The sequence below is a fragment of the Roseinatronobacter bogoriensis DSM 18756 genome (genome assembly GCF_004366635.1).
Taxonomy (GTDB): domain Bacteria; phylum Pseudomonadota; class Alphaproteobacteria; order Rhodobacterales; family Rhodobacteraceae; genus Roseinatronobacter; species Roseinatronobacter bogoriensis.
This window is the reverse complement of sequence record NZ_SORN01000003.1, coordinates 392,539-406,071: the sequence shown is the minus strand read 5'-3', so window position 1 is coordinate 406,071 and position 13,533 is coordinate 392,539. Positions and strand designations below refer to the sequence as shown.

The 13,533-nt window shown below is 59.5% G+C and carries 14 protein-coding genes and 1 pseudogene; 9 read left to right on the top strand and 6 right to left on the bottom strand.

Annotated elements, in window-relative coordinates:
* Positions 1-133 precede the first annotated feature (133 nt).
* Positions 134-685, top strand: coding sequence for a metallophosphoesterase (locus EV660_RS10105; RefSeq protein ID WP_232727364.1), 552 nt, complete (start codon positions 134-136; stop codon positions 683-685).
* A 306-nt stretch (positions 686-991) separates the two neighbouring features.
* Here EV660_RS10105 and EV660_RS10100 read toward each other — a convergent pair whose 3' ends face one another.
* The 3 genes from EV660_RS10100 to EV660_RS10090 form a co-directional block, all read right to left on the bottom strand.
* Positions 992-1,462, bottom strand: a complete 471-nt coding sequence (locus EV660_RS10100; RefSeq protein WP_071479636.1) for a GNAT family N-acetyltransferase — start codon at positions 1,460-1,462, stop codon at positions 992-994.
* 498 nt (positions 1,463-1,960) lie between these two features.
* Positions 1,961-2,323: a hypothetical protein gene (locus tag EV660_RS10095; RefSeq protein WP_134013976.1), complete on the bottom strand. Its 363-nt coding sequence runs from the start codon at positions 2,321-2,323 to the stop codon at positions 1,961-1,963.
* 779 nt (positions 2,324-3,102) lie between these two features.
* Complete coding sequence (locus tag EV660_RS10090) at positions 3,103-3,762, bottom strand: ArsR/SmtB family transcription factor (protein WP_071479639.1); 660 nt, start codon at positions 3,760-3,762, stop codon at positions 3,103-3,105.
* 87 nt (positions 3,763-3,849) lie between these two features.
* Here EV660_RS10090 and EV660_RS10085 point away from each other — a divergent pair, with 87 nt between their 5' ends.
* From EV660_RS10085 to EV660_RS10075, 3 genes are all read left to right on the top strand, one after another.
* A complete protein-coding gene (locus EV660_RS10085) occupies positions 3,850-4,692 on the top strand; it encodes a sterol desaturase family protein (protein ID WP_071479640.1) in 843 nt (280 codons plus the stop codon).
* Positions 4,689-5,969, top strand: coding sequence for an MFS transporter (locus tag EV660_RS10080; protein ID WP_071479641.1), 1,281 nt, complete (start codon positions 4,689-4,691; stop codon positions 5,967-5,969). The genes EV660_RS10085 and EV660_RS10080 overlap by 4 nt, the downstream gene beginning before the upstream one ends.
* Positions 5,970-6,047: 78 nt before the next feature.
* Positions 6,048-6,773 (top strand): DUF4395 domain-containing protein, encoded by a 726-nt coding sequence (locus EV660_RS10075; protein ID WP_157798898.1) that lies wholly within the window; start codon positions 6,048-6,050, stop codon positions 6,771-6,773.
* 77 nt (positions 6,774-6,850) lie between these two features.
* On the opposite strand, the gene EV660_RS10070 is transcribed toward EV660_RS10075, so the two are convergent.
* Complete coding sequence (locus EV660_RS10070) at positions 6,851-7,378, bottom strand: Crp/Fnr family transcriptional regulator (RefSeq protein WP_157798897.1); 528 nt, start codon at positions 7,376-7,378, stop codon at positions 6,851-6,853.
* Positions 7,379-7,450: 72 nt separating this feature from the next.
* Between EV660_RS10070 and EV660_RS10065 the strand changes: the two genes are divergently transcribed.
* Complete coding sequence (locus EV660_RS10065) at positions 7,451-8,035, top strand: Spy/CpxP family protein refolding chaperone (RefSeq protein WP_071481872.1); 585 nt, start codon at positions 7,451-7,453, stop codon at positions 8,033-8,035.
* Positions 8,036-8,373: 338 nt separating this feature from the next.
* Here the strand turns inward: EV660_RS10065 and EV660_RS10060 are convergent, their stop codons facing one another.
* The gene (locus EV660_RS10060; RefSeq protein WP_071479644.1) at positions 8,374-9,051 is read right to left on the bottom strand and encodes a helix-turn-helix transcriptional regulator; all 678 of its coding nucleotides are present in this window, start codon (positions 9,049-9,051) and stop codon (positions 8,374-8,376) included.
* A gap of 91 nt (positions 9,052-9,142) precedes the next feature.
* Between EV660_RS10060 and EV660_RS10055 the strand changes: the two genes are divergently transcribed.
* Both EV660_RS10055 and EV660_RS10050 read left to right on the top strand, forming a co-directional pair.
* Positions 9,143-9,739 carry a hypothetical protein gene (locus tag EV660_RS10055; protein ID WP_071479645.1) on the top strand — a complete coding sequence of 199 codons (597 nt, stop codon included), beginning with the start codon at positions 9,143-9,145 and terminating at the stop codon, positions 9,737-9,739.
* Positions 9,740-9,888: 149 nt separating this feature from the next.
* A pseudogene (locus tag EV660_RS10050) lies at positions 9,889-11,328 on the top strand (IS1182 family transposase).
* 250 nt (positions 11,329-11,578) lie between these two features.
* On the opposite strand, the gene EV660_RS10045 reads toward EV660_RS10050, so the two are convergent.
* Positions 11,579-12,313: a glutathione S-transferase family protein gene (locus EV660_RS10045; RefSeq protein WP_071479646.1), complete on the bottom strand. Its 735-nt coding sequence runs from the start codon at positions 12,311-12,313 to the stop codon at positions 11,579-11,581.
* A 76-nt stretch (positions 12,314-12,389) separates the two neighbouring features.
* Between EV660_RS10045 and EV660_RS10040 the strand changes: the two genes are divergently transcribed.
* Together EV660_RS10040 and EV660_RS10035 are read left to right on the top strand one after the other, a co-directional pair.
* Positions 12,390-12,998, top strand: a complete 609-nt coding sequence (locus EV660_RS10040) for a TetR/AcrR family transcriptional regulator (protein ID WP_071479647.1) — start codon at positions 12,390-12,392, stop codon at positions 12,996-12,998.
* 44 nt (positions 12,999-13,042) lie between these two features.
* Entirely contained in the window at positions 13,043-13,450 is a 408-nt protein-coding gene (locus tag EV660_RS10035; RefSeq protein ID WP_071479648.1) for a hypothetical protein, read from the top strand.
* Positions 13,451-13,533 lie beyond the last annotated feature (83 nt).

The window sequence follows — 13,533 nt, the reverse complement described above, 5'->3', positions numbered from 1 at the left end:
CATCACAAAAGGGAACGCTCATGGAACTTGATTATCTGACCACCTCCCGCCAGCCCCGAATCGAAGCGCGGATATGCGGGCGCGAACCGACCACCCCGAACAATCTCGAACGACATTAACCCGATGGAATATCATGCATTTCTATACAGCCGATCCACACTTCTTTCACCAGAACATCCTGAAATACTGTGCGAGGCCCTTCCGGTCGATCGCGGAGATGAACCGAGTAATCCTGAACAACTATCGATCAACCGTCGGCCCGGATGACGATTTGTGGATCCTGGGCGATGTCGCCGTCGTCCACATCGATCAGGCCGGCCATCTGACTTCGATGCTCCATGAGATTCCGGGGCGGAAGCATTTGATCTGTGGGAACCACGATAAGCATTGGATCAAAGCTTTGAACGTCTGGACGTCCGTACATGACTTGGTCGAGATCACGGATCAGGGAACCCGGGTCAGCATGTGTCACTACCCGATGCTCACTTGGCCTGGCGCACGGCGGGGGGCGATCCAGCTTTTTGGGCATGTCCATTCAAATTGGAGGGGGAGTCGGAACTCGCTGAATGTTGGGGTCGATGTGTGGAATTATCGGCCCGTAACCCTCCCGGAAATCCTGAAAAGGGCCTCGACACTTCCCGTCAATCCGTTGTGGTCAAAAGTCGAACCCCGGACCGATATCTGAGTATCCCGGACCCGGATCCCCGTTCGGAGGCTTCCGGCCAGACTGAGGGCGAGGGGGTGTTCAAACCGGCAGGGGTACCCCGCGAGGCCCGGAATAAAGTAAAATATGGGTTCGATTTGGTGGTCCTTATTTTACTTTTCCCGGATACCGCTCCCGGGGCCCTTGCAACATCCCCGGGCTGAAGAGGCCCGGGGCATAGGGGTCAGATGGGTAGGATCACGGAGGGTATGGTTTCCAAGGTCATCATAAGGGGAAGACAGGTCAAAGAGGGGGATTCCTGGTTGTCGGGGTCGTCGAAAGGAGCCCTCAGCGGAAGTTCTTTTCCATCAGGTAATTGTGTATTTGGACGTTGTTCCGCTCAAAATCCCGTCGCTTGATGAGACTGAACCCCTTGCCAAGAAAAAAGCGGCGAGCCGCTTCACTGGCCTCTACATAAAGACGGGACAACCCCGCTGCCAACGCAGCGCTTTCGAGCTGCTCAAAAAGCGCCGTCCCAACACCGGTTCCGGCGGCATCGGGGTGGCAGTAGAAGCAGTCAATATGACCGTTTTCTTCTAACTCTATGAAAGCAATTGGTTTATCATTTTCGTTCACAGCGACGAAAACAAATCGACCATCGGACACACGGGCGAGAAATTTGTCGGCCGGGACTGGCTGAGGGCTCCACACTTCTACCTGAGCTTTACCGTAATCTTTTCTGCCCACGGCACGAACAGCCTCATGAAAGATCGAGGCAAGCGACGCGGCGTCATCGGGTTTGAAATTGCGTATTTTCATGCCTGCGGTTTAATCGGTTGGCAGGCCAGTGTGAATGACCGCTCTGTCCCGCATCGCCGACACAACGCAGTCATGATGCTGCGCAATGCACCAACGTCAGCTTCGGCGGCGCTGAACCGGAAACCAACCAGCCAGGGAAAGCCTGTAGGCCATCCGGGCAGACATGTATCACCCCACGACATCCCCTTTAATCGCTCGGAAGGCGCATCACGACCCCAGACACGGATGCGCACATCCTGACCGCTGATCCAGAAGGTATCGCCGTCAACAATGCGCGTCTCGCGCCCTGAAAAGTCGATATCCGCTGGCAAGGCTGAAGATCCGGGCGCCGTTGTGACAGATGTTGGGACATCGCAACTGTTCAGCGCCATGGTCCCAGCAAACGCCAGAATGGCTACTGTGCTAAAGGATCTGAAGTGGCGCAGTGGCGAAGGGCGGCGAGATCGTCGCCGGAGAAGTCGGAACATGCCGGTTAGAAGCGGGCCGTGGCGACCGCGGTCAAGAACGTGTCCGGGCGGCAACGCTGGTCGAAGCTGGACGAGTGGCTGCGTGCTCTCTATCCTTTCGTAACCTACTTTGTCGTTCGACGTATTCTAGGATTGCCTCGGCCATGTCCCGGAGCTTTTCGGGGTCAAGGCCGTAGAGGCGCCTCTTCGGCGCTAATTTTTCGATATAGAGCTCCTCCCCTTCCCTCAGGGAGGCCCGGAATATTTTGGCGATCCTGTAGTTGTCGTAAAATGCCGGTCCGATTAGCTCCAGGGCTTCCATGGTCTCTATCGGGCCACGGAGCAGACGTTCCCTTATTCGGTCTCGACGCGCCTGCGTGTCGCGTCGTTTTTTGTTGTCGAGTGTATTTCCCATGGATGTCTCCTGTTCTTTCGTCATATGTCGAAGGTGGTTGGTAGGCCGCGCCGTGGCGTGGCGCGCTTCAATTTTTCGCAGAGCATCGCACCCTCTGTGATGGAGAGAGGCGATAATATCGTTCGGATGAGTACCTGCGCGCTGATGCAGTGTACGGGCTGTGGCCTGGCCCATCTGCAACCGGGCAAAAAAGCTCTGAAATTGTGACATAGCCCATCTTTTCTGCTCTGGATCGGTTCCCAAATGAAGTGAAACCTAGAGCGGACACCATGTTATCAGCCGTTGGACTTGATGGCGGTCTTCTAGATTTCTTGGGGTCCGAATCCCATGGTCCAGCTTCACCGGACCGTGCGGCTCTGAGATAATCTAGATGACCTTTAAGGCTTCAAAGTACGTCTTGGGCCCGAGATGCATTCAAGCATCATGTCAATGATTGATGTATGTTTTATGGGGTTGATTGTCCAGCACCATCGTCAATGTCACGTCGCGTATCACGGTGGTCCACTCTTTGCGCGACAGCGAAGGCTAGTGTTCGGAAACTGACACAAGATACCCTATGACTGCTTGGAGCCCATCAGCGACATTCAGGGAAGCCGCAGCATGAAAGGCCTCTTCGCTGTTGCAGCATCGTGCTCGGCCCAAAGCGGCCTCACAGCTCCCTACGCGCCCGCCCCCGAACCGGACATTCAGGCCGCGCGCAGCATCAACTATCATAGCGACCTGAACTTGCAGGTGCTTACCCGGCTTGCCGTCGACATGGGTGGTGCGATGAACGCGGGTCACGCAGTCGCGACCTCTCGCCCATCAGCCCGCCATTCTGGTAATCCGCCTTCAAGCCGTCGTGCCTTCAAACCTCGCTTACGCAGAGCTGCGACAGCCTGATGGGCGTATATGCAATAGGGACCACGGCAATAGGCGACAATGTCAGCATCGGGGTCAAGGTCCGGCAGGAGCCGCTCCAAATTCTGTAAAGTGACATTCATCGCGCCGGGGATGTGGGCCAGATCAAACTCATCTGGGGGGCGCATATCAAGGATCGTGACCGAGCCTTCAGCGATGCGTGCGGCCAGATCATCGCGGCTGACGGGTTCGGTAGCATCGGCGCCACCAGACAACCCACGCAGAATTTTCTCGACCTGCGCTAGGTTGCGTTCAGCAAGCAGCCGCAGAAGGTCCATCAGCGCAAGCGTTCTCTCATCATTCAGGCTGTAGATCACGGCCTTGCCGTCACGGTTGCTCGTGACCAGCCCTGCACGGCGCAAGGTCTGCAAATGCTGGGATGTATTGGCGATCGTCAGGCCGGTCTTGTCGGCCAAGCCTTCAACGCCACGCGGGCCTTGGGCAAGCTGCTCCAGCAGCATCAGCCGCGCAGGGGCGGAGACGGCACGCGCGACAAGTGCGTATTCTTCAAGAAGGGCGGCTTTGGGACTGATTGACATTGCGCGGCTCCTGAACTTATATCATTCAAGCGGTTTATTGAATGATAGCGATATTCGCAGCAAACGCAAGCAAACGGTGCCCGGCCCATGGTTGAAACACTCCTCGCGCAAGAACCCATGCTCCGGCTGTCCGTGTTTCTGTCGGTGCTTGTTGGCATGGCGCTGTGGGAGCTGGCTGCCCCATGCAGGCGGCAGGAGATCCCGCGCGTGATCCGCTGGACGAACAATCTGGGTCTTGTGGTGCTGGACACGATCATCCTGCGGCTCAGTTTTCCCATTCTTGCTGTAGGACTTGCGCTGATGGCCGAGGACCGTGGCTGGGGGCTTCTCACGCTGTTTGATCTGCCGTTCTGGCTGATGGTGCTGGTCTCAATCATCGTGCTCGATCTGGTGATCTACCTGTCGCATGTCATGTTTCATGCCGTGCCTGCCCTGTGGCGGCTGCACCGGATGCATCATGCCGATCTGGAATTTGATGTCACCACCGGCCTGCGGTTCCATCCTATCGAAATCCTGCTGTCGATGGTCATTAAGCTGGCAGTGGTTGCGGCCCTTGGTGCGCCCGCTGTCGCGGTTCTGATCTTTGAGGTGATCCTGAATGCGACCGCGATGTTCAACCATGCCAATATTCGCCTGCCCAAGGGGGTGGACCGCGTGCTGCGTTGGATCATTGTGACCCCTGATATGCACCGCGTGCATCATTCGGTCGTGCCGGTCGAGACAAACAGCAATTTCGGCTTCAACCTGCCATGGTGGGACAGGTTGCTGGGCACGTATCGTGCGCAACCCAAAGCAGGGCATGATGGCATGACCATCGGGATCGAGCAGTTCCGTACACCGCGCGATCTGTGGCTGGACCGGATGCTGATCCAGCCCCTGCGCGGCCCAGCTAGCGGCGGCGCGTTGGACAGCAAGAAAGATACGGAATGACCGCGCTTGTCTTGGGTATCCGCGAGAACCTCACCCAATTCTCGCACCAGCTGATCCAGGTGCTGCTGGTGGGCTTTGCCATTGGCATGACGCGCACCGTGATCCCAGCATTGGCCGAAAGCGAATTCGGTGTGGCGCAAGGATCGTTCCTGCTGCTGAGTGCCTTCGTGGTGGCCTTTGGCGTGGTCAAGGCGGTGATGAACTTCGTCGCCGGGCGCTTGTCGGAACGGATTGGGCGCAAGCAGGTGTTGCTTATGGGCTGGATCATCGCGCTGCCCATTCCGGTGATGATCTGGGCCGCGCCCAACTGGGGCTGGATTGTCGCGGCCACGGTGCTTCTGGGCATCAATCAAGGGCTGTGCTGGTCGATGACGCAAACCGCGAAGCTGGACATCACGCGCGCGGATCAGCGCGGGCTGACAATGGGGCTGAATGAGTTTTCGGGTTATGTGGGGGTGGCACTCGCTGGGGTGATCACGGCCTACGCGGCGGAAGCTTTGGGCGCGCGGCTGGGGCTTTTGGTGTTCGGGCTGGTGGTGGTCGTCACGGCCTTGGTGCTGACGGTGGTCTGGGTCGAGGACACGCTACCCTGGGCGCAGGCCGAAACCGCCGCCCACAAGCTGAACGCCCCGAAATTCCTGCCGCGCTATCCGCAGAATGTGGTCGAGCATCCCAGCACGCGCCAGGTTTTCGTCCTGATGTCCTGGCGCGACAAGCGGTTGGCAGCGCTGTCACAGGCGGGGCTGGTCGAGAAATTCGTTGATGCGCTGGTCTGGGTCATCCTACCGGTCTTCCTGCTGGCACAAGGGGCGAGCCTGACGGAAATGGGCTGGATTGTGGGGATATACGGCTTTGTCTGGGCCGGATCGCAACTGTTCACAGGGCGCTTGTCCGATCATGTGGGCCGATTCTGGCCGAATGTGCTGGGCATGTGGATTTGCGGCGCAGGCGTGGCGCTGATCCCGCTGGGGGACGGGGCGCTGTGGTGGTCGCTTGCGGCAGGGGTTGCAGGGTTCGGGATGGCGCTGCTCTATCCCAATCTTGGCGCGAGTGTGGCTGATATCACACCACCTGCATGGCGCGGCTCTGCCATCGGGATCTACCGTTTCTGGCGCGATCTTGGCTATGGCATTGGCGCGCTTGGCCTTGGGCTGGCAGCCTATCTGACCGGCGTGCTGGATGCGTCTTTCTGGTTCGTTGCGCTATCCATGTTCGCCTCTGGCGCGCTGCTGTTCTTTTGGGGCGAAGAAACCCATCCGCGCCTGAACCCCGCATAAATACTCTGCCCACCGCGACGGAAAGGTGATATTCGGACGTTTGAATATCTGAACCCTTCCTCATTGGACAATATGCATATGACCCTGCTTGGATTTGGCGAAACCCACCCCGACTATTCTGTAAAGGTATTGAACGAACGCGAGGCCCGCGCCGGTGCGGGGATCTTGCTGTTCTTCGGCCTGATTGCCTTCATGACCACATTTCTGACGGGCGATTTCACATTGACACGCATTGCGATCCTCGCCTTCGGGCTGGATTTCGCGCTGCGGGTTCTGATCAGTCCGCGTTATGCGCCCAGCCTTGTGCTGGGCCGGTTCATGGTGCGCGGGCAGGTGCCCGAATATACGGGTGCGCCGCAAAAGCGCTTCGCATGGGCGCTGGGGCTGGGGATCGCGATGATCATGTCGATCTGGGTGATTGGCCTGAATCAGGCTGGGCCGGTCGCCATACTGGGTTGTCTGACCTGTGTCATCCTGCTGTTTTTTGAAACGGCCTTCGGCATTTGCGTGGGCTGCAAGATCTATAACGCCATATGGCCGGGTCAGGCGCAGCATTGCCCCGGTGGTGTCTGCGAGATCCGCAGCCGCGAACCCATCCAGCAGATCGGCATGACCCAGCTTGGCGCAGTCGCCGCCGTGGGGTTGATCATCGCGCTTGCCGTTCCGCAACTGGCCGACTTGCCCGCGCCGCGCATGCCGGGAAGTGTTGATCTCGCTTCTGGCGAGCGCGACTGCACGCCGCCGGCTTTTGCTGTCGCTATCGGGCATGAAGAGATGTGGAAGCTGCATAACGGGTGCGGCTGACACAACACCGACGGCCGACCCGCCCCACAGAGGGGGGGCTTCAGCAAGAACGATGCCCCTCTATCCGGCCCATAGCATTACGCGCTGCGGCGGCGGGACAGTTCACGATAAAGCGCTTCGCGTGACACACCAAGTTCAGCGGCGACATCCTGCCACCGGCCTCTCTCGGGCAGGCTGTTGCCTTCGGCCAGCCAGGCGTCCAACCGGTCGGCAACTTTGGGCAATGTGCGAATTTCAGCCCGAAACCGTGCGGCCTGAACGCTCTGGGCCAGGTGCGTGGCCCAAAGCTGCGCAAGCGCCGCGTCACGCTCAAGTGCCGCACGAAATGCCTGCCTCGGCATAGCAGAAACAGCGCTTGGCTGCGTTGCGACGGCATCACAATGATAGGCGTTGGAATAGGCAGACGCTTCGGCCAGAACCATGCCGGCCGTGGCGTTTTGCAGCACAAGGCATATCCCGCGCGTTGTATGGCGCAAAAGCTGCACCTGCCCCGCGCGCACAAGATACATGTCGCGCACGGCCTCACCCGCATGAAACAGGGCCTGACCTCTCTCCAGTGTCAGAATTCGGGCATCCGAAAAAAGGGTTTCAAGCAAGGCTGACATGATCGCTATCATATGAATGCTGCCTGTCGCATGCAATACGGGCAGAAAGACCCAGACCAAAGGATTCCACAGATGAAACGGATCATCTTGATGACAGCGCTGCTCTGGCCAGTCGCCCTGTCCGCACAGGATCATGCGGCGCATTCCGCCTATGCCGGACTTGAGAGCCGCGAGATCAAAACGCTGTCGGACACGGATCTTGACGACCTGCGCCGCGGTGCGGGTTGGGGACTGGCCTTGTCCGCTGAATTGAACGGTGTGCCCGGCCCTGCACATCTGCTGGAATTGAAAGACCAGATCGGATTGAACAGCGAACAGGTTGCGGCAATCGAGGCGATATTCGACGCGATGCAGCGCGAAGCGCAGGCAGCGGGAGACCGGTTCATCGAGGCCGAGGCCGCAATCGAAGCTGCGTTTCGTGCCGGTGATCTGGGATCAGAAGACTTGCGCGCCCTGATCGACGCGTCTGCCGCTGCACGCGCCGAGTTGCGCTTCATCCATCTGGTGCGTCATCTGGAAACCCCGCCGCTTCTGACAGAAGGGCAGATTGCACGTTACAATGAATTGCGCGGCTATGGTGCTGGCAGTCCGTGCGACGCGGTTCCTGAGGGACATGACCCTGCAATGTGGCGCAGGCACAATGGGTGTGACGACTGAGTACCCTCTCAGGGCGCAGTCTGGAAAGATCGTCAATCATTCGCGGATGAGTCGCTTCGCAGCTTGAAGCAGCTTTTGCCCCCCGCGCTTCGCAAGACCTCGGACGCGCTTCGCGAGTGGCCATGTCTCTCAATCGTCGCATTTACATGCTGCAAGTACACCGTTGGCTCCCCGCCCGATGCGAAGGTGACGACAGGATCGGCGTGACCGGCCCGAAGCTGCCATTCGTCTTCGGTAGCATGCTGCATTTCAGCTTCATCAAACCGGCCACTCGTGCATTGCGCAGCATTTTGTGCTGTCGAGTGTCGCCGATTCGGTCATTGCGGTCGTTCCAGCCCTTACAGCGTTGCGAGGTAATCCTTGAATAGCTGGCCCTGCCGGGGATGAAACTTCTTACCGGTGTTCTCGATGGATGTTATGCGGTCCAGTCGGAAATTACGGAAGTCATTTACGCTCTCGCACCAGGCCGTCAAAAGCCAGACATCATCGAATAGCGTTAATCCCAGAGGATGAACGTGCCGCTGGCTTTCGCGCCCGTCCAGGCTGCGATAGGTGAGCTTCATGATCGTCCGCTCGCGGATCGCAACACGCACAATCCCGCCCCAAGGTTCGGCAAGATGGTCCGCTTCACGCTGCCGCGATACGGCCAGAAGGGTCAGGCCTTGAAACCTCTCGCCACCCTCGGCTCCCAACGCTGCTGCGACCTTGCCAGTGACCCGTTCGACTGCATCGTGGAACCCGCCACCACGCCGCGCCGTGAGCAGACGCAGGCCGAGCATGATTGCCTCCATTTCGTCGACATCAAATTGAAGCGGCGGCAGGAAATAGCCTTTTTCAAGTTGATAACCGAGGCCGGATTCGCCCCGAATTGGTGCGCCAATGCCTTGCAGACTGGCAATGTCGCGATAGATCGTGCGCGTGGAGACCCCCAACCGTTGCGCCAATGTCGAGGCCGAAACGGGCCGTCGTGCCGCGCGAAGATGGTCCAGAAGGGAGAACAAACGAAGCGATTTCATGGTGAAGCTCTGTATAGCACGCCCCTGACATGTTCTGTCAGGGATGACGCATATGACCGGAACCGAAGGCAATTGAAAAGGAGCTTCTGTGATGCCACAACCCTGCCTCGAAATCGTCACCTACAAGGTCAACTCGACGCGCGAAGCTGATCATCAACGCGAGGTTGCCGCGAAACGAGCGCTGGAGCTGCCGGGTTTCGCAGGCTGGCTTCCGCTTAGCGATGGTCAGGATCACAAAGAACGTGCTGACGTGGTGGCTTGGACCAGCCGGGAAGCTGCTGAAGAAGCCGCGAAAGTGGTTGGTACCGCCGGCGCGTTCGAGCCGTTTCGGGCGACTATTGCCGAGTTTGGAGCCATGAGGCATTTCACGCTTCCGACCGGGGGTTTACCCATGATGCAAGCGGGCGATGGAGTGGAGTTGGGCCGATTTCGTCTTCGTCAAGGTGTGACCGAAGAGGCGCTCAGGGCCGCCCATGCGCAAATGATTGAAAACCATCTGTCGCGGCAACCTGGCTGGCGCGGCCAGCGACTACTGCGCTTACCGGACGGGTCTTGGATAGATATTGCCTTCGCCGAAACCGAGACAACTGCGCAGTCCATCTGCGCAAGCTGGAGCGGCAATTCGGACTGTGATGCATTCCTTGCCTTGATCGAACCGGTGAGCATGGAATTCGGTTCGGTCGCCTGACCTGCGAGCGGGCGGGGGTGTTGCGCCCCCCCGCCATGGAGAGAATCATGGCTCCCTTCACCTGCCCAAGGCGACAGTCGACACACCCGGCCGAGGCTGTGTGAAAACACCCAGATGTGGTATGCTTCCTGTGATACGGGAGTGCATTTATGTCAGGTTTTATTGAAGGGGTTGATCGGGACCAGGTGGCGCTGTTTCCGGATCGCCTTGAGGACTGGATCGACGAGGATCACTTGGTCCGGGTGGTGGATCTGTTTGTTGATCAGCTTGATCTGGTAAGCCTTGGATTCACGCGCTCGGCGCATGCGCGGACGGGGCGACCGGGATACCATCCGGCCATTCTTCTGAAGCTGTTCATCTATGGTTATCTGAACCGGATCCCGTCCAGCCGCAGGCTGGAGCGCGAGGCGGGGCGCAATGTTGAGGTGATGTGGCTGCTCGGGCGGTTGGTGCCGGACCATAAGACGATCGCGGATTTCCGGCGGGATAACGGTGGGGCCATCCGCAAGACCTGCGCGCAGTTCGTGGAGCTGTGCCGTCGGATCGGTGCGTTGAAGGGTGACTGCGTGGCCATCGACGGGAGCAAGTTCAAGGCCGTCAATAACCGCGACAAGAACTTCACCAAGGGCAAGATCGCCAGCCGTCTTGCGCATCTGGAGGCTGATGTCGACCGCTACATCACCGAGATGGTGCGCATCGACCGGCAGGAAACAGGCGAAGCGCGGGCCGAGAAGGTCGCGCATCTGGCGCAGCGATATGGGCGGCTCAAGCAGGAAATCGCGAAGCTCTAGGCGATGGACGAGGCGCTGGCCGATGCACCGGATGGCCAGATTTCCCTGACCGATCCCGATGCTCGCGCCATGGCCACCAGCGCGCGCAACAGCGGGCTTGTGGGTTACAATGCGCAATGCGCCGTGGATACCGAGACCCATATCATCGTCACGCATGACGTCACCAACAAGGGCTTCGACCGTGACCAGCTCAGCCCGATGGCGCTTGCGGCCAAGGAGGCGCTCGGGCGCGAAGATCTGCATGCCCTGGCCGACAAGGGCTATTACAGCGGCGTCGAGATTGTCGCCTGCGACAAGGCTGGCATCACAGTGACCATGCCGCGCCCCGAGACCTCCGGAAATCGCAAGAAGGGCATGTATGTGAAGGCGGACTTCAAATATGACCCCGAACGCGACGTCTATATCTGCCCGACAGGCGACGCGCTGACCTACCGCTACACGCGCGAGGAAGACGGGCTTCTGGTCAAGCGTTACTGGACCAGTGAATGCGGGAGCTGCCCCGTGAAATCACGCTGCACCACGGGCACGGAGCGCCGGGTCACCCGGTGGGAATACGAGCATCTGGTGGATGAGATGCGCGACCGCCTGCGCAGCGCCGATGATCCGATGACCCTGCGCCGCAGCACGGTCGAGCATCCGTTCGAGACGATCAAGGCTTGGATGGGCAGCACCCATTTCCTGATGCGCCGCATGAAAAATGTGCGCACCGAAATGGCGTTGAACGTGCTGGCCTATAATATCAAACGCATGGTCACCCTGGTCGGGATCAAGCGGCTGATGTCGGCCATCCCCGCCTGACAAGGTGAAAACCGCCCCCAAATCCGCTCAAGCGGCCCTCATCGGCGCGATTTCTGCGCCCGTGGCAGGTTCCCAGAACCAGATCGCGCCTGAACCAGCTACGTGAACACTCCATGCCGCAGGAACCTCGTGGCGCAGGAGTTTCCACACAGCCTAGGCCCAAAGCAGCCAGTCAACTCAGTGGCATGCAGATGCACAACTACACCGAACCGGCAGGATGTGCATGGGCTTGAATGCGTCGAGCGAAAGGTCATCCCGCAGCAGCTATGGCTGATGGCTGGACCTCACGCAGGGAATTGATCTTGTCGTGAAAAGCGCGAAGGATCGGTAATGACTTAGCGTGGTCGGCTACAGGTGTACGCATTGGCCAGCACAGCATCGGTGCCACCTGGCCCCACACCGCAAAATCCGTCAGGCCCGGACCGCCTTCATCGAGCCAACCACCGCCGGCTTCGAGACGCAACATCAATGCATCGAGCAGGCGACATCCTTCGTCGGTGATCTGCGCGGGCGCCAGCCGACCGATGCCACGGGCCCGCAGCTGGCGGCCGAAGTGGCGGGCCATCTGGGCGAAGACAATCGGGCCGATCAGCGGGGGCGTCAGGGTGCGGATTATTGCGCGCATCTCGCGCCGACCCTCGGGGTTTACGAAAAGCTCCCATTCCACAATCTGGTGAAAGCGCTCCTCGAAGGCGATGCGCAGACCGAGATTGGCGGCCTGCGCGGAGGTGTCGCATCTGGACGGGTCAGGCAGGCCCCGCTGCGCCGCCAGATGGCGCATGATCGCATCACTGTCGCCCATGCGCAGAGTGCCCTGCTCGATCCATGGACTCTTGCCCAGCGGGCCGCGATCCGGGCGATTCTCGATCTTCTGTTGATATGGAATGCTGTGATGATCGAGCCAGGCCAGAAGTTTCAGCGCGAAAGGACCGGAGGTAGGCAGGCCCCATGCTGGCGCGAAAGTATAGACGCGGAGCGGTTCCATGTCAGGCCTCATACCAACTTGCTTCCCGATGAAAAATAGTATAACTTACCTTTGGTAAGTGAGCAATAGGTTTACCATGCCCGACACCAGACCCAGCGACACTCGAAACCGGATCCTCGAAGTCGCCGCGGCCCTGATGGCTGTCGGCGGGCTGGAGGCAGTAACCTTCGATGCTGTCGCAGCACGGCTTGGGGTCACGAAGCAAGCCGTGATCTACTGGTTTCCGTCAAAGGTGGCGCTGTTGAGCGAACTGGCGCTGCCTGGCCTGCGCGGTGAGGCGCAGGTGGCCATCAACGCCGCAGTTGGAGCCTCCGGCCCTTCTCAGGCCGTGCGCGCCGTGGTGCGCGCGGTAATCAACTTTCACCTCGCGGACTTGGCGCGGTTCCGTTTGATGTATCTCTCGCCGCAGATCGGGGCGACCGCCAGCGCTAAGCGCACTGCCGCCGAATTGGTGACACAGGTGCATCCAGTGACCAGCGAGATGTATGCCGCCATCGCCGCCGCACTTGGTGACGGGCCAACAGCGCGGGAAACGGCAGTCGCCCTGCACATGGCGGCGCTGGGGCATGTGATGATGGTCGCGCTTACCGAGGCGATCGGCGATCCGCTACGCCATGCACCCGAGTTGCTGGCCGACCGGTTGGCGGGACTCCTGGCGGCAAGTGCGGGGCCCGAGGCGCAATGACACAAATGCAGACCCTTTTAACCAGCCCAGAGGAGGAAAGACCAATGAAACTGAAAAGTGTTGCCCTTGTCGTCGCCTGCCTGCCCCTTGCCACGACAGCAGCCGCGGATGGGCTTTCGCATTTGCCCTTGCTTTCCGACATCGCGCCGGCGGCGGTTGCGATCAGCCCGCATGTGCCGCAGATGGGCGCGCATTGGGCCGAACCGGCGAATCTGCCGCTGGGACCGATTTACTGCGTGATTGACGGACGGGTCGTCTGCGTAGAATACATGTTCCTGGCCAGTGAGTTCGCTGCCGCCACCGACTGGACCGGAATCACCCCCGGGATGCAGACCCCGCCGATCACCCAAATCGACATGGAGTTCAAGCCTGACGGCGCTGGCCCTTTCCAGGAACCACTCTATCAACTCCATCTCTACTTCGCCGAAAGCGAGGTCCTTGCCGCGCACTGAGGCACCTGCGGCGCCACAGCGCCGCAGGCTTCAGTCAAGATCTCAAATGCGCGAAATCTCTGCATGGTCTCAGTTAGAGTGAG

Excerpts from the sequence above, each read along its gene's own strand:
- EV660_RS10105 (WP_232727364.1), top strand. The coding sequence starts at position 134 with ATGCATTTCTATACAGCCGATCCACACTTCTTTCACCAGAACATCCTG.
- EV660_RS10100 (WP_071479636.1), bottom strand. The coding sequence starts at position 1,462 with ATGAAAATACGCAATTTCAAACCCGATGACGCCGCGTCGCTTGCCTCG.
- EV660_RS10095 (WP_134013976.1), bottom strand. The coding sequence starts at position 2,323 with ATGGGAAATACACTCGACAACAAAAAACGACGCGACACGCAGGCGCGT.
- EV660_RS10090 (WP_071479639.1), bottom strand. The coding sequence starts at position 3,762 with ATGTCAATCAGTCCCAAAGCCGCCCTTCTTGAAGAATACGCACTTGTC.
- EV660_RS10085 (WP_071479640.1), top strand. The coding sequence starts at position 3,850 with ATGGTTGAAACACTCCTCGCGCAAGAACCCATGCTCCGGCTGTCCGTG.
- EV660_RS10080 (WP_071479641.1), top strand. The coding sequence starts at position 4,689 with ATGACCGCGCTTGTCTTGGGTATCCGCGAGAACCTCACCCAATTCTCG.
- EV660_RS10075 (WP_157798898.1), top strand. The coding sequence starts at position 6,048 with ATGACCCTGCTTGGATTTGGCGAAACCCACCCCGACTATTCTGTAAAG.
- EV660_RS10070 (WP_157798897.1), bottom strand. The coding sequence starts at position 7,378 with ATGTCAGCCTTGCTTGAAACCCTTTTTTCGGATGCCCGAATTCTGACA.
- EV660_RS10065 (WP_071481872.1), top strand. The coding sequence starts at position 7,451 with ATGAAACGGATCATCTTGATGACAGCGCTGCTCTGGCCAGTCGCCCTG.
- EV660_RS10060 (WP_071479644.1), bottom strand. The coding sequence starts at position 9,051 with ATGAAATCGCTTCGTTTGTTCTCCCTTCTGGACCATCTTCGCGCGGCA.
- EV660_RS10055 (WP_071479645.1), top strand. The coding sequence starts at position 9,143 with ATGCCACAACCCTGCCTCGAAATCGTCACCTACAAGGTCAACTCGACG.
- EV660_RS10045 (WP_071479646.1), bottom strand. The coding sequence starts at position 12,313 with ATGGAACCGCTCCGCGTCTATACTTTCGCGCCAGCATGGGGCCTGCCT.
- EV660_RS10040 (WP_071479647.1), top strand. The coding sequence starts at position 12,390 with ATGCCCGACACCAGACCCAGCGACACTCGAAACCGGATCCTCGAAGTC.
- EV660_RS10035 (WP_071479648.1), top strand. The coding sequence starts at position 13,043 with ATGAAACTGAAAAGTGTTGCCCTTGTCGTCGCCTGCCTGCCCCTTGCC.